The following is a 25750-nucleotide window of genomic DNA, read 5'->3' as shown; positions in this document are numbered from 1 at the left end:
TAGAGGTTAACTGGTTCGTTACCAGCTTATGTTCCTTGAGAACTGTTTTATCCGCTGTTGTGGATTTCATTGTTAGGCAATGAGAGTGGGTTCTAGCCGACCTGAAGCAATAAGAAAGAACGTTAGGTTTTCAAAAAGTTCATTGACAAGGAGGGATAAAGTAACATCAAATATTATTTATAGTATTTGATTGTAGTAGACTAAGCATATGTTGTTGATTTTGTTCTTCGGAATAGAATTGATGTACATAAGCTCCGTTTAAAGCGTTTGAGATAAAGAATTGACTAATTGTTTTAACAATTTGTCTTACATATAATAACTCATTTGCATTCCATCTTTAAGTTGGAATTACCTGATTATTAATCAGGGTGCACTATTTGAGTTCTAAGATTAATTTTCCTTGTGGAAATTAAGACTAGGAAGCGAATAAGGGCGCACGGGGGATGCCTAGGCTCTCAGAGACGACGAAGGACGTGGTAAGCTGCGAAAAGCTACGGGGAGGTGCAAACGACCTATAATCCGTAGATGTCCGAATGGGGAAACCCGGCAGGTTGAAGACCTGTCGTCGAAAGACGGAAACCCGATGAACTGAAACATCTAAGTAGTCGGAGGAATAGAAAACAATAGTGATTCCGCAAGTAGTGGCGAGCGAACGCGGATTAGCCCAAACCATCATGATACGTCGTGGTGGGGTTGTAGGACTTGCATAAAGCTTGTTCACAGAAGTGGAAATGCTCTGGAAAGGCATACCATAGAAAGTGAAAGTCTTGTACACGTAAAGTGAACAAGTGGGCGAGTATCCTGAGTAAGGCGGGACCGGAGAAATCCTGTCTGAATCTAGCGGCACCATCCGCTAAGGCTAAATACTCCTGAGAGACCGATAGTGAACCAGTACCGTGAGGGAAAGGTGAAAAGAACCCCCAGAAGGGGAGTGAAAAGACCCTGAAACCGTGCGCTTACAAGCGGTCGGAGTCCCGATTTATCGGGATGACGGCGTGCCTTTTGCATAATGAGCCTACGAGTTACACCTTACTAGCGAGTTTAAGGCCTTCAGGGCTGTAGGCGAAGCGAAAGCGAGTCTGAATAGGGCGTAAGCTAGTAGGGGTAGACGCGAAACCTGGTGATCTACCCATGGGCAGGTTGAAGGTTGGATAGTCTCCAACTGGAGGACCGAACCGGTACATGTTGAAAAATGTTCGGATGACCTGTGGGTAGGGGTGAAAGGCCAATCAAACCAGGAGATAGCTCGTACTCCCCGAAATGCATTTAGGTGCAGCGTCAGATAGAGTGTCATGGAGGTAGAGCTACCGATAGGGCTAGGGGGCTTCACCGCCTACCAACCCCTGACGAACTCCGAATGCCATGACATTGCACTGGCAGTGAGGCAGTGGGTGCTAAGGTCCATTGCCAAGAGGGAAACAACCCAGACCATCAGCTAAGGTCCCCAAGTGTTTACTAAGTTGCATGAACGATGTGAGGATGCTAAGACAGCTAGGATGTTGGCTTGGAAGCAGCCATTCATTTAAAGAGTGCGTAACAGCTCACTAGTCGAGCGTTCTTGCGCGGAAAATACTCGGGCATTAAGTAAACCACCGAAGCTATGGAATCCGTAAGGATTGGTAGGGGAGCATTGTAGTTGGGCAGAAGCTGTGCTGTGAGGCATGGTGGACTGGCTACAAAAGCAAATGTAGGCATGAGTAACGATAAACAAGGTGAGAAACCTTGTCGCCGTAAGACTAAGGGTTCCTCGTTCGATGCTAATCAGAACAGGGTTAGTCGGGACCTAAGGTGTAGCCGCAAGGCGAAGCCGATGGCAAACGGGTTAATATTCCCGTACCTGCTCACAATGAAAGTGACGGAGGCGTGTAGATGGTGCGTACTGACGGAATAGTACGTTGAACCACATGAAAGTGTGGGATAGTACAGGGAGGGCTCCGGTCCGAACTGATAATCCATTGAAGCGACTTCCAAGAAACAGCGAGTGAAGCAGCCCGTACCGTAAACCGACACAGGTAGTCGAGGAGAGTATCCTCAGGCGCTCGAGTGATTCATGGCTAAGGAACTAGGCAAATTAGACGCGTAACTTCGGGAGAAGCGTCCCCACTCTAGTAGTGGGCGCAGTGAAAAGGCCCAGGCGACTGTTTAGCAAAAACACAGGACTCTGCGAAATCGAAAGATGAAGTATAGGGTCTGACACCTGCCCGGTGCTGGAAGGTTAAGGAAGGTAGTTAGGGGTAACCCAAAGCTATTGACTGAAGCCCCAGTAAACGGCGGCCGTAACTATAACGGTCCTAAGGTAGCGAAATTCCTTGTCGGGTAAGTTCCGACCTGCACGAATGGTGTAACGATCTGGGCACTGTCTCAGCCATGAGCTCGGTGAAATTGAAGTATCGGTGAAGATGCCGATTACCCGCAACGGGACGAAAAGACCCCGTGAACCTTTACTACAGCTTCACATTGTGTTAGGCTATAAGATGTGTAGGATAGGTGGGAGACTACGAAGCGGCAGCGCCAGTTGTTGTGGAGTCGTCCTTGAAATACCACCCTTCTTATAGTTTGATACTAACTCCAGCAACAACTGGAGGACATTGTGTGGTGGGTAGTTTGACTGGGGTGGTCGCCTCCTAAAGAGTAACGGAGGCTCGCAAAGGTACCCTCAGCATGGTTGGTAATCATGCGAAGAGCGTATGAGTATAAGGGTGCTTGACTGGGAGAGAGACATCTCGATCAGGTGCGAAAGCAGGCTTAAGTGATCCGGTAGTTCCGCATGGAAGGGCTATCGCTCAAAGGATAAAAGGTACTCCGGGGATAACAGGCTGATCTCCCCCAAGAGCTCACATCGACGGGGAGGTTTGGCACCTCGATGTCGGCTCGTCACATCCTGGGGCTGGAGAAGGTCCCAAGGGTTGGGCTGTTCGCCCATTAAAGTGGCACGCGAGCTGGGTTCAGAACGTCGCAAGACAGTTCGGTCTCTATCTGTTGTGGGCGTAGGAATATTGAAGAGATCTGTCTCCAGTACGAGAGGACCGGGATGGACGAACCTCTAGTGTACCTGTTGTGGCGCCAGCTGCATTGCAGGGTAGCTATGTTCGGAATGGATAAGCGCTGAAAGCATCTAAGCACGAAGCCAACTCTAAGATGAGTATTCCATGAGGGTCGTAGAAGATGACTACGTTGATAGGCTATAGGTGGAAGTGCAGTAATGTATGGAGCCAAGTAGTACTAATTACCCGAAAGCTTCCTTTTTAAAATATAACTTTACTTAACGCTTTGCGGTAGTAAGCGAAGTGTACTACAACTTTATCCCTTTTCTTGTCTGTGTTTATCATTGATAAACCAATAGAAATAACGCAGTTTACGAACTGTAAAGATTAATTGGTGGCTATAGCAAGGAGGTTCACCTCTTCCCATTCCGAACAGAGAAGTTAAGCTCTTTAGCGCCGATGGTACTGCCTTTAGGTGGGAGAGTAGGTCGCTGCCAATTTTTATGAAGGGTCATTCGCATATCGCGAGTGGCCCTTCTCCTGTTTTACTTACCTCCATTACATTACACATTACACAAGCTTGCCTCAGCACTGAAATGTTGGGCTTCTGTCGTTTACCTCCCTCCTCTGTTGAGCCTCTGTCAATCAATAGCCTAACCATCTATTACTTCCTCTTCTAAACAATCCTACTTAACTTTACAGCAAAAGTCGAATCCGATGGAAATACTGATTGAAACCTTTGGCTGGCTGGGGTCGGCCTTATTGATTTTAGCTTATCTCCTCAATAGCTTTAATTACTTGGCGGCACAATCATTATGGTATCAAGCCATGAACTTTGCTGGTGGTGGATTATTGATCATTAATACGATATTCCTGGGAGCATATCCTTCTAGTGCCCTAAATATTGTTTGGGTAATCATTGCAGGTGTCAATATGTTACAAGCCAGCCGTAAGGAGAAAGGAGTTAGTGCATTGGAAGTTGTGGGAAGTTGAGGTGATATGACGATTGTGAACTATCCTTTCATTTAGTTAAGGCATCTATCGCGAGAGGGTGTTGAGTTTTTATTATCAGGTGTCACCGCCTAAAACTATACTTAAGTTCATTAACCAGTTCAGAACTGATTTGCTGGATCAAATCGTTCATGAGTGAGTTGCACTCTGTCATATGGGCTTGAATAATTTCGTTACGACTCCCCTTGACCTTTTTCCCAATCTGACTTGCTGCGACAATTTGGCGAACCGATTTTGATCTTCTAAGAACTTTCCCGAAAGCATAGCAGGTGTATTCAATTTCTAGGTTAACTCTTGATGGGCCAATAACTTGAAAACGCCTATTCACACCGCTGCGTAGCCGCTGGTCATTGATTGGAACCATCTCATTTCCGTCAAAATAGGGAATAATCGCCTCGGTTGTTACTAGTTGTATTTGTAACGAATCCATTTGCTGATGAAAGGTTTGAGTGGCTAATAATCGGAGTAATTTTTGACGAAAATTTTCAATTAAAACGTCTTGATCGTCCTTGAAATGGATGACCTGGTAATAATCATATCTATTTTTACTGGCTAATAGGACAGGAGACCTTCTATCTCTTTTAGCAAAAGAGGTATCAGAAAGGGCAATACTATCGGTGTAGAAAATGTGTAGTTTTTTATTGAGGTCTTGATCCAAAATTCGTGGACCGGTATCTGGTGGTAGGGAAGTAAGGGTGATTGCACTCTGAATATTGGGGCCTTTAATACAACTACTCAATACAAAAAATAGACTTGCGAACAGGAGGATTTGATTCCTGTTTTTTACTTTAGTAAGAGTTGAGGATAGTATCCTTATAACCCAATAGAGGCCAAAACTTACAGTAATTATGGCTAAAAAGAGGAATAGGTGTTCCATTCGAGAAGCGTTTTGAACGATAATTATATAGGCAATATACTATTTTTAAAAAAACAAGGCCGATACTTACAGTTAAGTATCGGCCTCTTGGTATCCTATTATGTGGGAGGAAAAATGATAAGTTCTTCTCCAATAATTATAAAGTTATGCTTCTCCTGTAGAAGTTAATGCACTACTCAAATACTCTCGGTTCAAACGGGCGATATTGGTTACTGAGATTCCTTTGGGGCATTCCGCTTCACAAGCAGTGACGTTGGAACACATTCCAAACCCTTCTTCATCCATAACTGCTACCATACGCTGGGCACGACGAGCAGCTTCGACCTTACCTTGAGGCAATTGTGCCAAGTGGCTTACTTTCGCACTTACGAAAAGCATCGCTGAGGCATTAGGACAAGCAGCAACACAAGCGCCACAGCCAATACATTCGGCAGCATCCATAGCAAGTGAAGCCTGTCCTTTTTCAATAGCAATCGAGTTGGCATCCTGTGCCTGACCAGTATTGATAGAAACATAGCCCCCTGCCTGGATAATTTTGTCCAAGGAAGAACGATCAACTGCAAGGTCCTTAAGTATAGGAAAAGCAGATGCGCGGTAAGGCTCAATCACAACGGTCTCTCCATCTTTGAAGTGACGCATGTGTAGTTGACAGGTTGTGGTTCTGTGATTTTTTCCGTGAGGGTGGCCATTGATGACCAAGTTACACGTGCCACAAATACCTTCTCTACAGTCATGTTCAAAAACGACAGGCTCTTCTCTCTTTTGGACAAGATCTTCGTTTAAAACATCCAGCATTTCTAAAAAAGACATATGCTCCGTCACATTGTCCATTTGGTAAGTGACAAACTTACCTTTAGTGTTGACGTTGGGTTGACGCCATATTTTTAATGTTAGTTTCATTCTCTTTGATTTAGATGCAATTATTAGAAATTCGTAAGGAACTAAAAGTTAGCATACATTTACGCCCTTACATTTTCCAACCTTTACACTTAATTACTTATAAGATCTGGTTTTCAACTCTACGTTTTCAAAAACCAGCTCTTCCTTATGGAGAATTGGATCTTTACCACGCTCAGTAAATTCCCACGCAGATACGTAGGTGTACTCCTCGTCGCGACGAAGCGCCTCCCCTTCAGGGGTTTGGTACTCTTCACGGAAGTGGCCACCACAGCTTTCATTGCGGTCAAGTGCATCAAACATCATGGTTTCGCCTAGTTCCAAGAAATCAGCTACTCGTAGTGCTTTTTCCAATTCCGGATTGTACTCATCATTAGTACCCGGTACAAAAACATCTTTATAGAATTCTTCCTGAAGCTCACGAATCAGTTTGATCCCTTTATTGAGTCCTTCTGCACTACGAGACATACCACAGTGATCCCACATGATTTGTCCCAAACGACGGTGGAAGCTTTCCACAGACTGAGAACCTTGGATATTCAATAAGGTATTGATCCGTTCTCGAACTTCACTTTCTGCCTTTTGGAATTCTTCAGTGTTGGCATCAAAGTGAGGGGTGCGAATCTCTTTACTAAGAAAATCGCCAATAGTATAAGGAATGACAAAGTAGCCATCGGCAAGTCCTTGCATCAATGCGGATGCTCCCAGGCGGTTGGCACCGTGATCAGAGAAGTTAGCTTCACCGGCAGCAAAGAGGCCAGGGACGTTAGTCTCCAGGTTGTAATCTACCCACAGGCCACCCATGGTGTAATGCACTGCTGGGTAAATCTTCATTGGCGTTTGGTAAGGATTCTCGCCGGTGATCTTTTCGTACATCTCAAACAAGTTGCCGTACTTTTCTTCGATCACTTCTACGCCGAGCTCCCGTACACGGGCAGCACTGGCATTCTCCTCGCCACTACTCTTGGCTTTTGAGTGGCCGTAGCGATTAATCGCATCCTCAAAATCGAGGTATACCGCAAGACCGGTTGGTGCAACACCAAGGCCTTCATCACATGCTACTTTGGCTGCTCGGCTCGCTACATCACGAGGTACAAGGTTACCAAAAGCAGGATAGCGACGCTCGAGGTAGTAATCACGATCATCTTCTGGAATATCATCACCGCGCTTTTTACCCTCACGGATAGCTTGCGCATCTTCCTTCTTTTTAGGTACCCATACGCGGCCATCGTTCCGCAGTGATTCAGACATCAGCGTCAGTTTAGACTGATATTCGCCAGAAACAGGGATACAGGTTGGGTGAATTTGTGTAAAGCAAGGGTTGGCCATCAAGGCTCCTCGCCGAACGGAACGCCAAGCAGCAGATGTATTACACATCATGGCATTGGTACTCAAGTAAAAGACGTTGCCATAACCACCGGTACATAAAACGACAGCGTGTGCCGCATGACGTTCCAACTCACCAGTGAGGAGGTTACGCGCAATAATACCACGGGCTTTGCCATCTACTTTTACCAAGTCTACCATTTCATGGCGATTGAAAAGCTCCACGTTACCTAGTGATACCTGGCGGCTCAAGGATTGGTAGGCTCCCAAAAGCAATTGCTGGCCCGTTTGGCCACGTGCATAAAAAGTACGGCTTACCTGCACACCGCCAAAAGAACGATTAGCTAATAAACCACCATATTCACGAGCGAAAGGCACGCCTTGGGCTACAGCCTGGTCGATGATGTTACGACTCACTTCGGCTAAACGGTGTACGTTGGCCTCCCGAGAGCGGTAATCTCCTCCTTTGATCGTATCATAGAACAAACGGTAAACACTGTCACCGTCATTCTGGTAATTCTTAGCGGCATTGATTCCCCCCTGGGCAGCAATAGAGTGAGCCCGACGAGGACTGTCGTGGAAGGTGAAGGCCTTAACGTTGTAGCCTAATTCGCCGAAGGTGGCAGCAGCAGCGCTACCAGCCAATCCGGTACCTACAACAATGATATCAAGACGACGCTTATTATTTGGAGCAACCAAAGGCATGGTAGAGCGGTACTTCGTCCATTTTTCGCTCAACTCGCCTGGTGGCACTTTATTTTCGAGTTTCATATTGTTGATTTTATTATTTGCTAGTGCAGGGTTATTGATTAAGGTACATCAGGATAGGAATCATTGCAAAACCTAATGGAATGAGAATAGAATAAACCTTGCCTACCAGTTGAATAAACGGCGTGTACTTTTTGTGGTTGATGCCTAAAGTCTGGAAGGCACTTTGGAAACCATGCCACAGGTGGAACGCAATAACAATCATACTAGCCACATAGATAACTACATAGAGAGGGTCTGCAAAAGCAGCCATAACCAAAGTGTAGAGATCCTTTACTTGCTCACCGTCGCCATAACTGACCATATCCACTGCACCCATTTTCATTTGCAGCCAAAATTGGTACATGTGTAAAAGCAGAAAAATGAGGATAATTGTCCCCAACCAGCCCATGCTTTTAGCGATAGGGCCATTAGTGTTTACAGCTCTGGTAACTTTTACAGCATACCCTTGGCTACCACGGGCTGTCCGGTTTTTACTCCAGATAGCAAGTCCTTGAACAGCATGTAGTACGATGAAGAAGTACAATCCATAAGAGGTAAACTTGATCAATGGATTGGTGGTCATAAACTTGGCGTAAACATTGAAGCTTTCGCCCCCATCACTGGCCAGTAATTGGAGATTGCCAAGTAAATGGACCAACAAAAACACAATCAAGAAAAGCCCAGTGAGGCTCATCAGGAGTTTGCGTCCGATGGAAGAGGTTAGAAATTGCGTAAACCAACTCATGTTTTTCGTTTTTCGTTTGCCTAAGAACAGCACAAAAATAAATGGAGTCGACGTTTTTCAAAAAGCTGGCTAAGCGGTTCATTTAAAAGCGTGTCAGCTATTTGGAAAACCTAAAAGGAGGCTTGATTTATTTTTTGCGCAACACTAAGGCAACTATAGTTTAAAGAAGAATGGATATTTAATACCAATAATACAAATCTACATTTTATAAGCGTTTTTCCATAAGTGTAGTTAGCTAGGATGGCAAGTGTTTGTCTTATTTAGAATTATTCTAACTAGTGGGTGTTGGTATTGAATTATTCTGTCTTAAATGCGGTGAAAAATCGTACTTTTGCGCCGCAAAAACAGACACATGATTAGTGTTCCTGGTGCATCTCAATAATAATCAATGGCGAAGGAAGTAACAAATAAGCCGAGTTTTGAAGAATTTTTGAATTGTTTTCCGCCGGTAGAACTGCCGTTTACGCTGGGAGAGGATACGCATATGCTTTTCAGTAAAGAGAATGATCCCATTCCCGGTGCGATTATTGCGGAATATATTCTTCCATTAGAGGGCGAAGAGGAGACGGATGAGGTAACTGAATATATCGCTTGTTTTGCTTTGCCAGCATCGAAAAATTATCATGCGATCGTTTACTGGAAGGCAGGCTTGTTGAATTACGAGTACAAGCTGTTTACGTTTGATACAAGAGGTAACCTAATTGCGGAAAAGGTGATCGCCGGAACAACCTACGATGGAATGGAGTTGACCCAGACGATGGCCGCTATTCAGGAAGATTTATTGCTGTACTTGGTCTCTGGACAAAGCCAGTTGGTAAAAGAAGAGTACACGGCTGCCAATAGTACGGCCAACCGTTTTCAGATTACAGAAGAAGGTAAGATTGTGGAGTTGTAGGTTTAATTTATTCGTGAAGTGGAACTATTCTTGCCCATGAATCGTTTACTTGGTGTAAACATATGAACCCTATTAAATATTAATCCCCCAAATCGGCCACTTCTTAGAACATTCCCCTCTTCTGGTCGGTTCCAATTACAGTTGCTTACGAGCGAATATTTCCTTAGCTTACCGTTGTGCGAACTTATAGCAAAGTACCAGGTGCCAGCCTAAGGTATGCCGGAAGTTAGAATAAATAATCATGCTACCTGTCGCAACTGATTTAGACGAAAAAACAACATGAGTAAAAATAAAAAGAAGCCTAAAATTAAAGGCAGAAAATTAAGTGCCAAAGACTTACAACGCGCAGTATTAAGACTTTTTCAACGCCATCCCGGCAAACAGTACAATCCTCGCCAGGTTATTGCTAAACTTAAGATTACGAACAACAAGGATGCAGTTCAGTATGCTATCGAACAACTGGTAGCTGATAATGCATTGTATGCAAAGGATAAATTCAAATACCAGATAAACCGTGAATACGTGGCCGAAAGTGATCAGAAAACCGCTGAAGGTAAGGTCGATATGACCCGTTCTGGGGCAGCCTATATCGTGATCGAAGGTAGAGAGGAGGATGTATACGTCTCTCCTAAAAATGTAAAGAACGCCCTCAATGGAGATAAAGTAAAGATCCGTTACTGGAAACCCCGAGGGCGGCATAAAGCAGAAGGCGAAGTGCTGGAAGTATTGCAAAGAGCTACCGAGCACTTTGTCGGTATCTTGCAGTTATTCCCTCGTTTTGGTATTGTAGCCATTGAAGGCAATCAAACCATGGAGATAGCTGTAGAGCTCGAAGATATTCAGACTGCTGAAAATGGCGACATGGTTGTCGTAAAGCTGAACGAAGATGCGGAAGTAAACAGTCGTATCTCGCGCCCCAAAGGTATCATTACCTCTGTATTGGGTGCCCCGGGCAGTAGTAGCCTGGATATGCAAGCTATCTTGATTAACAACGGCTTTAATATTGATTTCCCACCGGAGGTAGTCAAGGAATCAGAAGAGCTGAGTACAGAAATTACGGAAGAAGAAATAGCAAAGCGCCGTGACTTCCGTGAAACTCTCACCTTCACGATTGATCCTTTGACGGCTAAGGATTTCGATGATGCTTTATCTTACAAAAAATTAGAGGATGGGCAGTTTGAAATTGGCGTACACATTGCGGATGTGAGCCACTATGTTCAGCCTAAAACAGCATTAGATAATGAGGCTTATAAGCGTTCTACTTCGGTTTATTTGGTAGACCGGGTTTGCCCAATGCTACCCGAAAAAATCTCGAATGAGCTATGTTCTCTTCGCCCTCATGAGGATAAGTTAACTTTTTCGGCGGCTTTCGTTTTTGATAAAGAAATGAAAGTGGTACGGCGTTGGTTTGGTAAAGCGATTATCCATTCAGATCGTCGTTTTACCTACGAAGAAGCCCAAGAGGTGCTAGAATCCGGTGAAGGCGACCATCCAGAAGAATTGCAGCTCTTGAATAATGTTGCCAAAAAGCTGCGCGAGCGCCGCTTCAAGCATGGTTCCATAGATTTTTCCTCAGAGGAAGTACGCTTCCGCTTAGATGAAGATGGTACGCCATTAGAGGTGTACGTCAAAGAGCGTAAAGATGCCCACATGTTGGTCGAAGACTTTATGTTGTTGGCCAACCGTGAGGTAGCAGGTTTTATTGGTAAAAAAGAGAAAGCTAGGAACAAGACCATCCCGTTTGTCTATCGAGTACACGATGAGCCAGATCCAGACAAAGCATTGGAACTATCATTGTTTGCCAAGGCCCTTGGCTTCGAAATGGACGTGAGTACTTCAGAGGCTATAGCCAAGTCTTACAATATGCTGATCACCCGGGCGGAGACGGACCCCGCATTGAAAATGCTGGCACCATTAGCGATCCGGACCATGGCAAAAGCCGTTTATACTACCAATAATATTGGTCATTATGGCTTAGGTTTTGAATACTATAGCCATTTTACGTCTCCTATTCGCCGTTATAGCGATGTGCTTACTCACCGTATTTTAGAGCTGAACCTGCCCAAGGGAAGTATGCACATTGTTAATGGCAATGAGTTGGAAGAGAAATGTAAGCATATTTCCAACCAAGAACGCCGAGCCACTGATGCCGAGCGAGAAAGCATTAAGTACAAACAGGTAGAGTTTATGGAAAAACACGTTGGCGAAGAGTTTGCTGGCGTTGTGAATGGCATTGCCGATTTTGGCGTGTTTGTTGAATTGACGGAAAGTCATTGTGAAGGAATGATCTCCTACGACAACATGGATCAGCCTTATGATATGGGCGATGGTCGCCTCAGTATCCACGGCCGTCATGATGGGCAACAGATCAAAATGGGTGATGAGATACGCGTGAAAATTCTGGAAACGGATATTAAGCGCCGTCGAATCGAAATGGCCCTGGTAGAAGGCCCTAAGCGTGATCCGCAAGAAGCGAGCACCTTTGTGAGGCCTAAAAACAAGCCATCGTTCCCTCGGAAGTCGGATAGGAGCAATGATAAAGGCCGCCGGCGTACGGGAAATAGAAGAAAATAGAAAGAGCATAAAAATGCAAACGCCCGCTGTGGATATGATCCGACAGCGGGCGTTGTTGTTTGAGAGTAGTTTGCTTTATCAGCAGCAAATATTCTTATAATCTATAGAAGACTATGATCCTATTTGTAGATAAGACTCCATTAGTAGCAAATACGCTGCCCGGGGTGTTGTTTTTTTATACTTTTTCTACAATGAAGCATCCAAAGTCAAAGGCCAGCAAGAGACTTTCTTCCTGATAGTGCTCAGGCCGTAGCCGTGCTTGGTGGCGCTCTAGTAGTGTTTGCTCCTTGTTGATGAAGTTTTGCAAGGTTCGCATCAATTTAATATGACGAGGAAAGTCACCCGCTAGCGGAACATTGGCCGCACCTAGTTTTTGGAGGAGCGTTATTTGGCGCTCGGCGGCGTAAGGAGCATATAGGGTAGGGTAGCGAAAGCTCAGATAAAGAGAGATTATTCCATAACCATCGTCATGGTAATGGCTGTTGTCAGTTTTTGCAGGATATTGCTGCCTATATTGCTGAAGTAATTGATCACAATAAAAAACAAAGCGGTCAACACGAGCGTGGGTCTCTTTGTCTTCATTGAAAAGATCAGAAAACATGCTGTGGACGAAGTGAGGTTCTATCGCTATGAATGCAAGGAGCATTCGTTTGGGGTCATAAGCTTCTCTTTTCCAGAGTCGGCGAGTGGTACTGTTTTGTAGAGATTGGTCGTACATCTGGCCAAAATCAGTAACATCGCTATCCCAGTTTTTTTGCCAAATTGCTTGGCTTTCCCAGTAGTGAAGGCGTTTTTCCGCTGCACGGCTATTTAGCCATTCGGTGTATTGCCCGAGATAATCTTTCAGTTTGTGGAGTTGCATACGGGCAAAGGTAATAGCTGGATGCTGAATGGAGTAAGAGGCCGCAAAAAAAATAAATTGAACCTTCTTTTATCCGAATGGATAGGTTTCTTTGCTAAACCAGCCTTAAGGCAAAAGTCCGAAAGTCAAGCTTACCCAACCCTGATAACGGCCCTTTACGTCTAACACAAAAAGGTCTTTGACAATAAAAAAATACCAATGAAGTACTTTATCCTTTGCTGTTTCCCTCTTTTCTTTCTTAGTGCTTGTGATGACGACGAACAAGTCACCACCAATAGCGTGGAAGACTATTTGATTTTTGGCCGCTATGGTTTTGAATGTTTCGGTAATTGTATCACGGTCTATAAATTGCAAGGAGGAGAGCTGTTTGCAGATGACTTGGAATACGGTTTTCCAGAAACGGACGATTTCCAGACGACACCTTTAAGTAACGCACAGTTTCAAATAGCAGAAGTGCTTTCTGATGAGTTTCCCGAAGAACTCTTGGAAACAGAGCAAAGAATTTTTGGTTGCCCGGACTGTGTAGACCAGGGCGGCTTCTATTTATCCTTAAAAAGAAATGGCACGGTCACCACTTGGCAAATTGATACAGATGATGTCGACCAAACCCAAGGTATTTTGGATTATAAGTCTCGTATTATTGAAGTAATGGAGGCACTTTAGGAAAATGGAGAACTGATTGTATGATCGCATTGGTACGATTGGGGGGACTCACGCTAGCGCGTTCTCCTGTTCAAGCATTTGTAAAACCACTGAAACTTTAGTCGCATATTCAGCATCAATAGCCTCCTGCTCGAAATAGTGGTGCTCTAATTTATCAATGCTTACACTGTTTTTGAAAAAAGAAGTAAGTAATGCTTGATCACCCTTTGTGATCGATTTTAAAGAGCTGCTAAAGATTTGAGTACCCGTTTCATAAAAGAAATAAACGTAATTTTTTAAAGCTGTTTCGCTTGTGCTAGGGCTCCACAAGTTGATCAGTTCTTGTGCTGATAGGAATTGTCGGTAAGTTTCAAAAAGGTATAAATTGATCTCTTTCTGATGATGAAGTAAATCTAGCCAATCTGCTTGGAGGTAATTTTGGATGGCCTCAATTTCGGCAGCATCCCATTTTAGCCAATCCGCATATTTTAGCTTCGCGTAAATATCATAGAGGTCAATCAAAGCACCTCGCCTATTGGAGGAATATAAGACGAGTATTCTTGGAAGGTAGTGTTTGTAATGAGTGATGTCACCCCAGGTGTACAATGCCGATCCATGGTATGGTCCGAGTGCTTCCCAATCTAATGAATGTAGTGGTTGTGTAGCAAGGCGTTTGACGTCTTCTTCGTCGATGCAGCCACAATCACAATGATGGATTCCTTGTGGGCTATATTTACTAAATACCTGGAATAACTCCTCATTTACGCTTTGAGCACTCATTTTTCAATGTTTTGACGGGCGAGATTAGCGGAAAGATAAGTGTGCTGACTTTTTGTCGTGCCTTTTTCGGCAAAACTGACTTTTTGTCATTTTGTTTTGAATTTTTGTCACCATTTTCTCTTTTTTGGCCCACTGGCATATCCTTTGCATAAAGATAAATGTAATTGAGATGATCCACTGGATCAACTCCAAAACAACTTAAAAAAACCAAAACATAATTAATCATGGGACTTGTAAGATTCAATCCAAACTTGGCAAACCGCGTTTTTGACGAATTTTTTAATAACGTACCTGCCCGTACCAATTTTAGCGGCACCTTGCCCGCAGTGAATGTAAAGGAAACAGAAGACGACTACGCTATAGAGTTGGCTGTTCCTGGTCTGAAAAAAGAAGACTTCAAGGTAGAGATCAATGAAGGTGTTCTGACGATTGCTGCCGAACGTAAGACAGAAAACGAAGAGAAGAAGGAGGGCTACACGCGCCGCGAATTTAGCTTTACCAACTTCACCCGCCGGTTTACCTTGCCAGAAACGGCTGATGAAAAAGGTATCAGTGCAAGCTATACTGATGGCATTCTGGTACTCAATTTGCCAAAGAAAGAAGAAGCTAAACCTCAGCCAGCGCGTCTGATTGAGGTTGGCTAAGAATAATGGGTGTTCCGTCCTTCTGACGGAATGGAGATCATAGGGTTTTGCACCCTGGGTTGGTTAACTACCAGCTCAGGGTGCTTTCATTTAGAACAACATAACTGTTTAACGAATAACGGTTACCGTACCCGTCTCATTGATTTCTTCACCATCACAGCGATAAGCCACTCGCCATAAGAAGACTCCAGGATTGACCGCTTCGTTCTTGTAGGTTGCATCCCATTTAGCAAACGGGTCATTGGTGCGGAATACAATTCCGCCCCAGCGGTCAAATATTTCAAAGGAAATAAGATCATTAATAGCAAAGGGGTTGCTCAGGCCATAAGTGTCATTAAGGTTATCTCGGTTCGGGGTAAAGGCTTTAGCCATCGCTACTTTACACGGCAAAGTATTGGGGTCTACGACGGTGAGCTTAAAGGAATCTACAGCGACACAAGTCGAAACCTGATCACTGATGGCCACGGTATAAACAAAATTACCGGGGGTGGCAGCATCAATTAATGGCTCGGCATCGCTTGGGCTTATTACATTGTCAATGGGTGTCCAGCTAAAGTCGGTGCCGCAGGTACTGTTGAGTGCTACCTGTAGCGAATTACCTTGGAAGACAATGGTGTCATTGGTAAGGATTTTATCAGGTGCTCCGTACAAGCCAGTCACTTCGTCATCATCAAGAGCACGATTGTAAATTCTTACTTCGTCAATCAGCCCGGAAAAAGGTGTTTCTATTCCTCCGATACAATCGGCTCCGCCAATATAGAGGGCTCCTTCTGTTTCCAGGTTGATCCGGCTGGCAGTACCCAGGCTAGACAGAAATTCTCCGTTGATAAACACCTTTACCCTCAGGTTTTCACGAACAACCGTGAGTTGTTGCCAACAAGCGCCGTTATTGATCAAGTTAATGATATTGACGTCTTTGTCTTCGTCCTGCGCCAAAAAGGTGTTGAGCGTCCGAGAACCTGGGACGTACCTGATACTCATCTCACGCGGATTGTTATCACAAGCGGTGTCTCTCTTAGAAAAGAGATACTGAGTACCATTGATACCTATAGGCTTGAAATAAAAGCTAACGGTGAAATCTTCCCGATCAAATTCCCCAGCAACACTGGCGGTATTAGGAATACGTACCTGGTCATTGGCACCATCCAGAAGGAGTGCCTGGCCGTCTATGCCACAAGAGTAGGTGGGGGTTCCCACAGCTATGCCTGTATTGGAGGTATTACCTGTACGATCAATTAAGTCGCCATCAAAGGTATAATACCCTACCAGGCCCACAGTTGTTTGGGCTTGAAGAGAAACCGTAAAAAGAAATAGTAAACTCAGAATCCGCAACGTCGTCATAAGGAAGTATTCTAAATGTAGGGGCGAAATTAACAATTCCTGAACGACCGCAGAAGAAGTTTAAGTATGATCTAAGCTTTATTTAGCCAAACATCCCGCCTAAGCCTCCGGGAAGCATGTTTTGTAATAGCGATTGACTCTCTGCGGCTTCTTGCTCTGCGGCTAATTCCAGTGCGCGATTAGTGGCCACCATCAGTAAATCTTCTAGTGCTTCAGCATCGTCCAATACACTGGGGTCTACCGCGATATTGGTGATTTCGCGGGTGCCGTTGGCGGTTACTTTTACCAATCCATCACCTGCTTCACCGGTTACATATATGGTGCGTAGTTTTTCTTTTATTTTGGCCTGCATCTCTTCCATCTGGCCCATCATATCTCCAAACATAATCTCTTTTTTTGCAAAAGTAACATTTAGGAATGGTTCATTAATAAATTTACATTCCTCTGCCTGTTGTTTTTTCCCTCTGCTGCGTTGAAAAGCCTCGCTGATGCTCTGCATCGCCTACGTTTTTCGCCTTGCAGAAGGAAAAAATAACTTACGCATAGAAACGCAATTTATTAATGCACCATTCCTTATACATAAAGACGTGTTCGCAGATTTAACTGTAAGTATTGGTCAAAAATTAAGTTCCCTCTTTCAATTTCGGTTTTTAGCTTGAATAAACTCATCCCGACTTTTAGTACGGGATCGTTTATATCTTCACTAAAAACCGAAAGTCGGGAATTAATTATTCGACCGTTACTAATCAACTCACACAATCCATCTGCGCATTTTCTACGGGCGTTTCTTCGTAAAGCCACTGCACTTCGTCATCAGTAAGCGCCCGGTCATAAACGCGCAATTCATCAATAACACCTCTGAAGCGCCGCATTCGGCCCGTTTGTACACAAGGGCTGTTACCAATTGAGAACGGAGCATCATTGCTCAGGTCAATGCCACTACAGCGTCGGCCCGTTTTTATCAATCTGCCATTGATGTAGGTCCGTGCGTAAACGCCTTCTCTTACCAAAGTGTAATGAAGCCAACTCCCCGAAGGAAGCGCCGGCCCTAGTTCTTTGAAAAGCTTGTTTTCAGTTTCTTTAAAGTCAGTTGTAAGCTCTTGCAAGCGGGTGTCCAGGGCAATATCCAGCAGGTGGAAATCATCGCAAGCCTCGCGTTTAGAGATCACACTTTGTGGAAACACGAGTGCTGCCTCAGGTTTGATGTAAAAGCTAAGCGTAAAATCCGAGGTGGTGAAATAGTCATTGATCGTACCACTAAAAACAACGTGTGCTTGCTGCCCATCTAGTAGTAGTCCATCGTCTTCTACACCACACCAACAACGTACATTGCCAATCAGCTGACCCGCAGATCCTTGCCCGCTATCGTCGCGCGCATCACATTCGTTGAAAGTAAAATAAGCAACCAGTCCTTTAGAAAGGTCAGGTGATGGCGTGATACTGAACAGTAAGAGTAAAGCCAAGCCAAGGAGTAGAGTGGTAGTACGCATCCGGGTTTTAATTGAAAAATACGGTATTTTTCCGAGGGAGACAAGTAGCGCTGTGATGGACCGCGGCCTTACGCTGGCGCTAGACTTTCCCTAACGTATTAACCAGTTAACCAATCTTTTGGTGCAAGCTCCTTCATGCGTATTAACCAGTTAACCAGTTTTTTGGTGCAAGCCCGTTCATGTGTATTGACCAGTTAACCAATCTTTTGGTGCAAGCTCCCCGCATTTGGCCAAGAATTGAGAAAATACCCCCCAAAAAAAAACATCTAACAATCAACCTACAACCACGAACCAAGCAAAATCAACCATCTTATCAAACCTTCAAAAACCACTTTCGCCCACTCCGCTTACCGTTGCACCACTGTAGGAGGTAGCTGCCCGCTGGTAATCCCTGTAGATCAAAAGAGATATCTACGCCTTGCTGGTTCCCGCTTTGCTGCAATAATCGAAGGCCACTTTGATCGAAGATTTCCAACCTCCAGTTGCCGTTAGCGGTAGGCAACGCGACCTCTAGGTACGCTTGGGCCGGTACTGGCCATAGCGTAACCTCCACCTTTGTCTCACCGCCAAAATTAGCAGTCATCGGTCCGAAAAACGCGTTGGAGCCATCAAAATCAAATTGCTGTAGGCGGTAATAGCTTTGTCCGGCATGGGGTTGCTTATCAATAAACTCATAGTCTACGGGACGGTTACTGTCTCCTTGCCCGACAATTCGCCCGATGGTTTGAAAGGTCTTCCCTCCATCACCGCTGCGTTGCACTAAAAAATAGGCGTTGTTTTGTTCCGTGACAGTCGTAAAAGTCAAGCTAATGAATTTTGGAAAAGCAGTAGCCTTCATGTCTATGAGTTCCACCGGCAATACCGAGTAGTGAGTTCCGAGGTAACTGGATTCCTCCGGCCCGGCAGTATTCACCGCACTGAGCAAAACGGCATTCCATTCCGACAAAGAGAAATTAACATTCGGCTCCAGTATCGTGTTTTTCCGCACATAAGCAACGTCGATTCCCCACGAGGTACCATTGCCTACTACGTCAATGCGATTGTCCCAAGCGCTACCGATGACCGAAAGACCGTCAGCGGCGGTAGATAAAACGAGGAGGTCGTCACCGTTAAAACCACAAAAATTGACACCAACGGCCTCGCCCACCGTATAACCCGGCTGCACGGCCAGCCCATTGCAAAAGACCAAACTTTCAAAAGGCAAAACCGTACCACTGAGTGCTTGCCCAATAGAGGCGATATTGTTGGCGGGGTCATCCGCTCGATCATTGGCAAAAAGGTAGGCCCTGATCCCCTCGGCGGCGAGGTCAATCGTCGTATTCCCAAGGTTTGTCACCTCCAGGTACTTATCGTTGCTGTCGCCTTCATAATATTGGCTGATAATAAGCTGAGCAGAGAGCGGCATGATCGTCAATAACGGCAGCATAAAAGAGAGAAATGCGTGTTTCATAACATTGCTTTTTAGTAATGCCGATAAATTAAGGGGAGAAAGTCCCAAAATCTGGGACTTTGAAAATTTCCTGGTTTTTTTCTAATAATTTGGGGCCATGCCATCGTTCCTCGGCACCGCGCTCTCCGCTGCCCTGCGGAGCAGCTACTATCGCTTGTCCTTGCCGCCTCCGGCCCCCGTCTCCACCTGTTCGGTTCCGACGGTGCTTAACATCACAAAAAAGCCCTGCCTCCGTCACCGGAAGCAGGGCTTTCTCTTAAAGCTTGTTTTATGGCATCGCCATTAAGCATTCACAAATACCTAGTACAAAGTACATCGTACCAAGTACCATAAGGTTTGTTGTGATTCATCCCTGTACAGGGAACTAAATCACAAACCTCATACTTTCAAAAACCGCTCTTGTCCGCTCTGGCTGCCATTGCTCCAACGCAAGAAGTAGCTACCCGCAGGCAAAGAGTTCAAGTCAAAGAAAGTGTTGATCCCTTTCTCTTCCGTAGTCTTTTGCAGTAAGCGACGACCATTCAAGTCAAACACCTCCAGCTGCCAATCGCTATCAGATGCTGGCAATTGAATCTGCAAGCGATCACGCGCTGGCACTGGCCAGATCACAGGAGCATCAGCCACCTCGCCGCTAAAGCGTACTGCCACTGGCCCAAAGAATTCGTTGGTTCCATCATAATCAAACTGCTGCAAACGGTAGTAGTTCATCCCCGCCGCTGGCTTGGTATCCACAAATTTGTAGTCCACAGCACTATTGCTAGTCCCTTTACCATCTACCTGACCAATCGTCTCAAACGTCTTCCCCTCATCCGTACTCCGCTGAATCAGGAAGTGAGAGTTGTTCTCTTCCGTAGCGGTAGTGAAAGAGAGCTGGGTTTGGTTGTTGATGGCTTTGGCGGTGAAGGAGAGGAGATTGACGGGCATTGCTCCTGTTATTGTGAAATTAGAACTATTAAAAGGTGTTACTCCACTTCCACTAGTTGTCCAATTTGATGAATCATTAATTAGCGCTAAAAGGTCAGCAGCTGTTCCCATTCGAGTGCCATTGTATTCTCCATCGTCAGCACCCATTAAAACATAACTTGTGAAGCCGATAGGAGGAGTCCCAAGTGTCCCTGTATTTTCTGCGACAGCATGTAATAAACTAGTAGGAGAGCCTAATGTTCCTTGGTATGCAATTAACCCATCCCCGCCATTCGCTAGGGCGATATTACCGTCAGTGGTAGACGAAAATCCTCCTGAAAGGCCAGTGAAGGTTATTACAGTACCTGCTGTGATTGCATTAGGTGCAGTATACAATATAGTTCCTTCACCAGATGAAGCACTTATTAAACCAAACTCTTCATCTGTAAAATATATTTCAGTATTAGCATCAAGATCAATGAATGAGATGAACATGAAAGATTCGTCTCCTGTGTCCATTCCAATTATGGCAATGTCTCCCTGCGATAATGATGTCTGAGCAATTACAGAGATACAGAAGAAAAAAAAGATAGTAGTGTGAAAAATCTTCATATTTCGCTTCGTTTTACGGAGTTATAAAAACTGTTTTTTTAGAAAAAGATAAAGCCCGAGTGTTGTTACACTCAGGTTGTTTTTTGTGTCTAGTTCCGGTTAGTTGAATATCAGTTGAAGGGGTTTGAAACTACAGGTAGTACAGAAGTCATAAAGATAAATGAAAGCTTTTAAAACTGAAATACGTAGGGTTTAAGTTATTGTAAATTAACGATTGAGGTATACTGCTTTTTATAGCCGCGGAGGCTCGGAGGTGCGGAGTTTTTTTTAGCTAGGGAGGGTTTTAGCCACGAAAGCACAAAAACACGGAATTGTACGGAAGGTTTTTATTTGCCGCGGAGGCTCGGAGACACGGAGGTTTTTTTAGCTAGGGAGGTTTTAGCCACGAAAGCACAAAAACACGGAATTGCACGGAAGGTTTTTTGTGCTTTAGTGGCTATTCCTGCTTCCTTCCGCAAATATATGGGGTACTAAAGCACTAAATTACACGGAGGTTTTTTTGTGATTTTTAGTGTGTTGGTGGTTTAGTGGCTACTGAACCTTGTCAAAAAAAATCCCCCACCAGCAAAGCCAGCGGGGGAAAGGGGAGCAAAATCTTAAGTGATAATGCCAGTTTTCGGGATGTTTGTTTTTTGAAGCACGAAGGCACTTAAGGAAAAAAACTTTGGTGCCTTTGGTGGTTTAATATTTCCTACCGCTTCACCACCTTGCGTATTTCACTGTCGTGTGCACCTTCCAATCGTATGAAATAGATGCCGGCGGGGTAGTTGCTCATGTCTAGTGAACGGGCGCCGCCGTCACCCGCAGCGTCTAGCGGGATGGTTTGCAAAAGTCGCCCTTGTGCATCGCTGATTTGTAGTGCCTCGGCGGCGTGCGACCAGCTTACGGTTGTGCGATCTATCACCGGGTTGGGGAATACGCTCAGCGGGCGAGGAGGCCCGTCTTCAAAGCGAACGGTCACAATGCCTTCGTCATGCACTGTGCCGTCGTAATCAACCTGCCTCAGGCGGTAATAGTTGAGGCCATTGGCGGGGTGGAGGTCATAGAGTTCATAATCGCGTGCTTCCATACTGAAGCCAGCAGCGGCAGTCGTGCCGATTTTTGCAAAATTACGACCATCCGTACTTTTCTCTACTTCGAAGTAATCGCTGCCTGATTCGGCGCCTGTTTGCCAATAAATCCTGGCCGTCTTCCCTGCTGCTTCAGCGGCCAGGAAGTTGAGGGTCACAGGCAAAATCGCCTGCCCAGGGTTCAGAATGCCGCGCGAGTGGGGGAGCCTGGCCCAAATGAAATCAGAAGGGCAGCTGCCTTCGCCTACCCGCTGTACGGAAAAGCCGGGCGCATCTGTTGGTAATTCCAGGTAATTATTGGAGCCAACAAGATCAAAACCTGGTGGAGAGTTGATATCCTGCCAACCAAACGCTGGATCGTAAATCACAAAGTCTACGACTTCCCCTGTGATGGTATTCACCAGACTTAGATGCCCCCGATAAAGCGGCATGGCAGCTATTGGAAACCAGATAGCACCAAATTCGTCACCTTCGTCATCAATGATGCCGCTGAGTTGACTGCGGTAGACTTCTACAAGGAAGACATTGATATTGCTACCGACTCGTTGCTGAACAATCAACTCGTAATTGCTCAGGTCAACACCTGCCGGCCCGGCAATCTCTATACCCTGGTCCTGGCTCACGGGGCCGTTGGAATAGTGGAACTCATTGATGAAAATACGCTCGGGATAAAGGCGTGGGCAGCTTTCTTCCGGGATGGCCTCAAAAGTATAGGCTGCCGACCATTGCCCGTTGAGTAGTACGTACACCGCAAAATAGTAGGTTGTACCATTTGTCAATCCAGTAACTACCAGCGGATCGTCACTGGCACCGAAATAAAGAGGGTAGGTGGTATTGGCAAAGCCTGCTGCCGGAGAACCGTCGCCAAAGTTTTCGTCGGGCGTAAAGTTGACATCTACGGGGCCACCAACAATAACTTGTTCTGCTGCAACAACAAGGTAGCGATCTACACAGGTAGGGCCTGACCAGCGCATGGCAGTACTTGCGTCGAGTGAGGTAAAGGCCACTTGTTCTACCGTTCGAGGGGCAGGTGAACAGAGCGTGGTGAAGTTGAGGATCATTGATTGTTGGGCGTAACACATTTGTCCCGTGTTGTACTCAATAATCGCCAGCTGGTATGCGGTACCAGGCTCCAGGCCATCAATCGTAAACGTTGTATTGGTAGAGGTAGTCGTGGCTATTACATAAGTATTGGTACCCAGCAGTTGGCCATTGCCAAAAGTGAGGTTTCCGCTGTATAAATCACCTTGGTAAGGGGTGCTCAATGCTTGTGCTGCAGTAGACATGACAAGTATGCGTGCCTGCCCGTTTCCTGCGCTTAGGTTTACTTCAGCTGAGGTTTCATCGGTAGTGATAAGGCTTAGTGTGGCACTAGAAGTAGGGGGGGCTACAGGCCTCCATGGCTGTACCTGCGATGCTTAAAGTGTTGGCTCGGATCGTCCATGAACCGCTGTTGCTCTGGGCGGCAGAGGCATAAAAACGGAAAAGGAGACTTTCGCCGTCTTTTATTTTTTCATGGAAGTTGAAACTGTGACTACGGGAATTAATGTTATCAGGTAAATTCACTTGTGCCAGTTCCGTTTCGGTAGCGAAACCATCACGGGAATAAACGATACGGAAGGCCAAGGGCCCTGAAGAAGACCTACGCTCCATAAAGCTGAGCTGGGTGAGTTCAAGGGTGGCACCGGAGATTGATTTTAGGCCAAATTCGTAATAGTCTACCTGGTTGTCGTCACCAGCATCAAGCGGCCAATTTTGAGCGCTGACCCCGGAACCGGAGTAGCTGAGGACACTTAATCCATTGCCTCTGACAAATGGGAAGCCAATGGCTTCGTCAACGAAGGTTTTGGCTTCGGCCAGATGATCAGGGGAAAGCGCCCAATGTGCAATTGTTTGAGAGGATAGGGGAATACCCAAACCCAGGCTGATGAACAGCCATGTGTAGAAAAATTTCATAGTACTTTGTTTTTGTGCCGTTTCTTTCTCATTTCCGGAGAATAAGTATTGCGCAGAAAATGAATGACGATTTTTTTTTGGTTTCCCAAATAGTTAACACACTTTAAGTGAATCGTTTAGTTAACTATTATGGAAAACAAAATCGCCCTTTATTTTCGTGCTGTTCCTAAGTTATTCGCGTTCCTTTTGAAGTCCGGATTTGGGCAAAATCAACAAAAGCACTCGTCCATGAGACCAGTCTTTGATTTGTTGTTCGGGTAGAAGTTACTATGCTAAACAAAAGCATGAGGTGTTCAACAATGGCCTAGGCTACTGTTGAATAAATTCGCAAACTCTTTGCGAAATCCTTTTGAGAAATTGGAAGTGGATAGTTGAAAAAAAGCAAAATATACGGTACAGAATGACCGTAATGTGTAGTTGCTATGGATAGTCAAGTAAGACTATTTTCCTTTTGATATAGCTAATTTAACAATTTATCAAGAGTTTAGCAAATATTCATGTCAAATAAAATCAGCATGGTTCGTGCTAAAAATATTTGAGTATGATAGTTTAGAAATAGTGGTGGGGCTTTTTCTCGATTCGTGTAAATGCATTTATACGAATAGGGTTGGAGGAATTTCTAGTTCGGCAGCCTTAATATTGGTAAAGACAAGAAGATGGAATTGATATAATACCCGTTACTTAGCGTCGGGTATAGGTGTGTAAGGCGGAGCCTGGAACACGGCGGACGGAGGAGCGGGCCAAAGGATAGTAGGAAGCGATAGCGACCGAATAGCCTGGTGCCGTAGTGGTGTTTGCGAAGCAACGCCGCTACCGGCATGGCCCCAAAATAACCAGCACCTTAAGCATTTTTTTTGGTTACTACGACTGAACAATTTGGCCCATAAATAGGAGGTAGAAAAGGAGTAAGATCCAGCCTTCCCAGCGGGTAATCAGGCGATCGAAGGCCATGACGCCAAAGAGAATAGTCATGACTATCATGAGGGGAAGGTAGAATGAAATGATGTCGGCAGGGATTTCCAGGTTGCCGATTAAACCAGGAATGGCCATCACGATGAAAGTGTTGAAAATATTGGAGCCTAAGACATTACCGATGGCAATGGATGCTTTTCCGCGTCTGGCGGCAGTAAGGCTCACTACCACTTCGGGTAGACTAGTGCCAATGGCTACGGCAGAAAGCGCAATCAATTTAGGCGGAATGGTAAGGATGGTGCTAATTTCGGTGATGGCATAAATCGTGTATTCGGCACCGAAATAGACCAATACGCCACCCAAAACGAGTAATAGGTAATGTTTGGGTAAGGCTTTGGGGCGGTCAGCACTGTCTGCTCGTTCGTTGCCTTTAAAGGAATAGGTAAGGAACAGGATCAAGCCAAGGATTAAAAGTATGCATTCAAAAGTACCCAGGTGCGAATCGGCGAGTACAAACCACAACATGAAAGCTGATGCCCAGAGAAAAGACATGTCTATTAGCCATAGGTCATTGTCGAGGTGAATATTTTTCACAACAATGGCGGTAAGGCCTAAGACTAAAGCAATATTGGTAATGTTAGAGCCAATGACATTGCCCACTACTATTTCGGATTGTCCTGCAAAAACAGAGGCAAGAGAAGTGGCCAATTCCGGCAAGGAGGTGCCAAAAGCAACAATGGTCACACCAATAATAAAGGGAGAAATACCCATTGAAAGTCCAATGGATTCAGCAGAATCTACAAACCAGTTGGATGCTTTGAGCAGGGTAGCCAGTGCTGCAATAAAAATACCAATATAGAGGAGTAAATCCATGTCTTATTATTGCTCAATGTGTTTTTGTGCTGTCTTGTTATTGCGCAAAAAACAAATTGCGCCTTCTTTGAGGTTTTCCGAACAGCTAACACGCTTATGCGATGGGGCATCCCTTTTGGGAAGTGAACCGCTTTGTTATCTATTAGGAAAACGAAT

19 protein-coding genes and 2 rRNA genes are annotated in these 25750 nt (G+C 45.1%); 7 read left to right on the top strand and 14 right to left on the bottom strand.

What is annotated here, in order from left to right; genetic code table 11:
- The first annotated feature begins 416 nt into the window (after positions 1–416).
- The 3 genes from A3EU_RS0103800 (at position 417) to A3EU_RS0103790 (ending at position 3977) form a co-directional block, all read left to right on the top strand.
- Positions 417–3246 (top strand): 23S ribosomal RNA (locus tag A3EU_RS0103800).
- Positions 3247–3374: 128 nt separating this feature from the next.
- Positions 3375–3484 (top strand): 5S ribosomal RNA (rrf, locus tag A3EU_RS0103795).
- Between the two features lie 217 nt (positions 3485–3701).
- Complete coding sequence (locus A3EU_RS0103790) at positions 3702–3977, top strand: CBU_0592 family membrane protein (RefSeq protein ID WP_020534795.1); 276 nt, start codon at positions 3702–3704, stop codon at positions 3975–3977.
- Between the two features lie 82 nt (positions 3978–4059).
- On the opposite strand, the gene A3EU_RS0103785 is transcribed toward A3EU_RS0103790, so the two are convergent.
- From A3EU_RS0103785 to A3EU_RS0103770, 4 genes are all read right to left on the bottom strand, one after another.
- The gene (locus tag A3EU_RS0103785) at positions 4060–4872 is read right to left on the bottom strand and encodes a hypothetical protein (protein ID WP_020534794.1); all 813 of its coding nucleotides are present in this window, start codon (positions 4870–4872) and stop codon (positions 4060–4062) included.
- 144 nt (positions 4873–5016) lie between these two features.
- Complete coding sequence (locus A3EU_RS0103780; RefSeq protein WP_020534793.1) at positions 5017–5772, bottom strand: succinate dehydrogenase/fumarate reductase iron-sulfur subunit; 756 nt, start codon at positions 5770–5772, stop codon at positions 5017–5019.
- Between the two features lie 93 nt (positions 5773–5865).
- Positions 5866–7866, bottom strand: a complete 2001-nt coding sequence (locus tag A3EU_RS0103775; protein ID WP_020534792.1) for a fumarate reductase/succinate dehydrogenase flavoprotein subunit — start codon at positions 7864–7866, stop codon at positions 5866–5868.
- Positions 7867–7897: 31 nt separating this feature from the next.
- Positions 7898–8590 (bottom strand): succinate dehydrogenase cytochrome b subunit, encoded by a 693-nt coding sequence (locus A3EU_RS0103770; protein ID WP_020534791.1) that lies wholly within the window; start codon positions 8588–8590, stop codon positions 7898–7900.
- 388 nt (positions 8591–8978) lie between these two features.
- Between A3EU_RS0103770 and A3EU_RS0103765 the strand changes: the two genes are divergently transcribed.
- Together A3EU_RS0103765 and rnr are read left to right on the top strand one after the other, a co-directional pair.
- On the top strand, positions 8979–9485 hold the full coding sequence (locus A3EU_RS0103765; RefSeq protein WP_020534790.1) for a hypothetical protein: 507 nt from the start codon (positions 8979–8981) through the stop codon (positions 9483–9485).
- 279 nt (positions 9486–9764) lie between these two features.
- Positions 9765–12059, top strand: coding sequence for a ribonuclease R (gene rnr, locus A3EU_RS0103760; protein WP_020534789.1), 2295 nt, complete (start codon positions 9765–9767; stop codon positions 12057–12059).
- Between the two features lie 175 nt (positions 12060–12234).
- Here rnr and A3EU_RS0103755 read toward each other — a convergent pair whose 3' ends face one another.
- Positions 12235–12921 (bottom strand): hypothetical protein, encoded by a 687-nt coding sequence (locus A3EU_RS0103755; RefSeq protein ID WP_020534788.1) that lies wholly within the window; start codon positions 12919–12921, stop codon positions 12235–12237.
- Between the two features lie 198 nt (positions 12922–13119).
- Between A3EU_RS0103755 and A3EU_RS0103750 the strand changes: the two genes are divergently transcribed.
- On the top strand, positions 13120–13584 hold the full coding sequence (locus tag A3EU_RS0103750; protein ID WP_020534787.1) for a hypothetical protein: 465 nt from the start codon (positions 13120–13122) through the stop codon (positions 13582–13584).
- A 48-nt stretch (positions 13585–13632) separates the two neighbouring features.
- Here the strand turns inward: A3EU_RS0103750 and A3EU_RS0103745 are convergent, their stop codons facing one another.
- Entirely contained in the window at positions 13633–14343 is a 711-nt protein-coding gene (locus A3EU_RS0103745; RefSeq protein WP_020534786.1) for a hypothetical protein, read from the bottom strand.
- A gap of 224 nt (positions 14344–14567) precedes the next feature.
- On the opposite strand from A3EU_RS0103745, the gene A3EU_RS0103735 reads away from it, so the two are divergent.
- Positions 14568–14987, top strand: coding sequence for an Hsp20/alpha crystallin family protein (locus A3EU_RS0103735; RefSeq protein WP_020534784.1), 420 nt, complete (start codon positions 14568–14570; stop codon positions 14985–14987).
- Between the two features lie 108 nt (positions 14988–15095).
- Here A3EU_RS0103735 and A3EU_RS0103730 read toward each other — a convergent pair whose 3' ends face one another.
- The 8 genes from A3EU_RS0103730 to A3EU_RS0103685 form a co-directional block, all read right to left on the bottom strand.
- Positions 15096–16328 (bottom strand): LamG-like jellyroll fold domain-containing protein, encoded by a 1233-nt coding sequence (locus tag A3EU_RS0103730; protein WP_020534783.1) that lies wholly within the window; start codon positions 16326–16328, stop codon positions 15096–15098.
- Positions 16329–16410: 82 nt separating this feature from the next.
- On the bottom strand, positions 16411–16827 hold the full coding sequence (locus A3EU_RS0103725; protein ID WP_020534782.1) for a YbaB/EbfC family nucleoid-associated protein: 417 nt from the start codon (positions 16825–16827) through the stop codon (positions 16411–16413).
- A 247-nt stretch (positions 16828–17074) separates the two neighbouring features.
- The gene (locus A3EU_RS0103715) at positions 17075–17818 is read right to left on the bottom strand and encodes a LamG domain-containing protein (RefSeq protein ID WP_020534780.1); all 744 of its coding nucleotides are present in this window, start codon (positions 17816–17818) and stop codon (positions 17075–17077) included.
- A gap of 313 nt (positions 17819–18131) precedes the next feature.
- Complete coding sequence (locus A3EU_RS0103710) at positions 18132–19268, bottom strand: T9SS type A sorting domain-containing protein (RefSeq protein ID WP_020534779.1); 1137 nt, start codon at positions 19266–19268, stop codon at positions 18132–18134.
- Positions 19269–19646: 378 nt separating this feature from the next.
- Positions 19647–20783 carry a T9SS type A sorting domain-containing protein gene (locus A3EU_RS32465; RefSeq protein ID WP_020534777.1) on the bottom strand — a complete coding sequence of 379 codons (1137 nt, stop codon included), beginning with the start codon at positions 20781–20783 and terminating at the stop codon, positions 19647–19649.
- A 691-nt stretch (positions 20784–21474) separates the two neighbouring features.
- On the bottom strand, positions 21475–23139 hold the full coding sequence (locus A3EU_RS32460; protein WP_020534776.1) for a T9SS type A sorting domain-containing protein: 1665 nt from the start codon (positions 23137–23139) through the stop codon (positions 21475–21477).
- A gap of 85 nt (positions 23140–23224) precedes the next feature.
- On the bottom strand, positions 23225–23809 hold the full coding sequence (locus tag A3EU_RS0103690) for a hypothetical protein (protein ID WP_020534775.1): 585 nt from the start codon (positions 23807–23809) through the stop codon (positions 23225–23227).
- Positions 23810–24670: 861 nt separating this feature from the next.
- Positions 24671–25594 (bottom strand): calcium/sodium antiporter, encoded by a 924-nt coding sequence (locus A3EU_RS0103685; protein WP_020534774.1) that lies wholly within the window; start codon positions 25592–25594, stop codon positions 24671–24673.
- Positions 25595–25750 lie beyond the last annotated feature (156 nt).

It is taken from the genome of Lewinella cohaerens DSM 23179 (assembly GCF_000379805.1).
In the GTDB taxonomy this organism is placed as follows: Bacteria; Bacteroidota; Bacteroidia; order Chitinophagales; family Saprospiraceae; genus Lewinella; species Lewinella cohaerens.
The sequence above is the reverse complement of the archived record's forward strand: the minus strand, read 5'-3'. Positions and strand labels throughout refer to the sequence as shown.

What these genes read in the sequence shown, in the direction of transcription:
- A3EU_RS0103790 (WP_020534795.1), top strand. Translation starts at nt 3,702, where the DNA reads ATGGAAATACTGATTGAAACCTTTGGCTGGCTGGGGTCGGCCTTATTG.
- A3EU_RS0103785 (WP_020534794.1), bottom strand. Translation starts at nt 4,872, where the DNA reads ATGGAACACCTATTCCTCTTTTTAGCCATAATTACTGTAAGTTTTGGC.
- A3EU_RS0103780 (WP_020534793.1), bottom strand. Translation starts at nt 5,772, where the DNA reads ATGAAACTAACATTAAAAATATGGCGTCAACCCAACGTCAACACTAAA.
- A3EU_RS0103775 (WP_020534792.1), bottom strand. Translation starts at nt 7,866, where the DNA reads ATGAAACTCGAAAATAAAGTGCCACCAGGCGAGTTGAGCGAAAAATGG.
- A3EU_RS0103770 (WP_020534791.1), bottom strand. Translation starts at nt 8,590, where the DNA reads ATGAGTTGGTTTACGCAATTTCTAACCTCTTCCATCGGACGCAAACTC.
- A3EU_RS0103765 (WP_020534790.1), top strand. Translation starts at nt 8,979, where the DNA reads ATGGCGAAGGAAGTAACAAATAAGCCGAGTTTTGAAGAATTTTTGAAT.
- rnr (WP_020534789.1), top strand. Translation starts at nt 9,765, where the DNA reads ATGAGTAAAAATAAAAAGAAGCCTAAAATTAAAGGCAGAAAATTAAGT.
- A3EU_RS0103755 (WP_020534788.1), bottom strand. Translation starts at nt 12,921, where the DNA reads ATGCAACTCCACAAACTGAAAGATTATCTCGGGCAATACACCGAATGG.
- A3EU_RS0103750 (WP_020534787.1), top strand. Translation starts at nt 13,120, where the DNA reads ATGAAGTACTTTATCCTTTGCTGTTTCCCTCTTTTCTTTCTTAGTGCT.
- A3EU_RS0103745 (WP_020534786.1), bottom strand. Translation starts at nt 14,343, where the DNA reads ATGAGTGCTCAAAGCGTAAATGAGGAGTTATTCCAGGTATTTAGTAAA.
- A3EU_RS0103735 (WP_020534784.1), top strand. Translation starts at nt 14,568, where the DNA reads ATGGGACTTGTAAGATTCAATCCAAACTTGGCAAACCGCGTTTTTGAC.
- A3EU_RS0103730 (WP_020534783.1), bottom strand. Translation starts at nt 16,328, where the DNA reads ATGACGACGTTGCGGATTCTGAGTTTACTATTTCTTTTTACGGTTTCT.
- A3EU_RS0103725 (WP_020534782.1), bottom strand. Translation starts at nt 16,827, where the DNA reads ATGCAGAGCATCAGCGAGGCTTTTCAACGCAGCAGAGGGAAAAAACAA.
- A3EU_RS0103715 (WP_020534780.1), bottom strand. Translation starts at nt 17,818, where the DNA reads ATGCGTACTACCACTCTACTCCTTGGCTTGGCTTTACTCTTACTGTTC.
- A3EU_RS0103710 (WP_020534779.1), bottom strand. Translation starts at nt 19,268, where the DNA reads ATGAAACACGCATTTCTCTCTTTTATGCTGCCGTTATTGACGATCATG.
- A3EU_RS32465 (WP_020534777.1), bottom strand. Translation starts at nt 20,783, where the DNA reads ATGAAGATTTTTCACACTACTATCTTTTTTTTCTTCTGTATCTCTGTA.
- A3EU_RS32460 (WP_020534776.1), bottom strand. Translation starts at nt 23,139, where the DNA reads ATGTCTACTGCAGCACAAGCATTGAGCACCCCTTACCAAGGTGATTTA.
- A3EU_RS0103690 (WP_020534775.1), bottom strand. Translation starts at nt 23,809, where the DNA reads ATGAAATTTTTCTACACATGGCTGTTCATCAGCCTGGGTTTGGGTATT.
- A3EU_RS0103685 (WP_020534774.1), bottom strand. Translation starts at nt 25,594, where the DNA reads ATGGATTTACTCCTCTATATTGGTATTTTTATTGCAGCACTGGCTACC.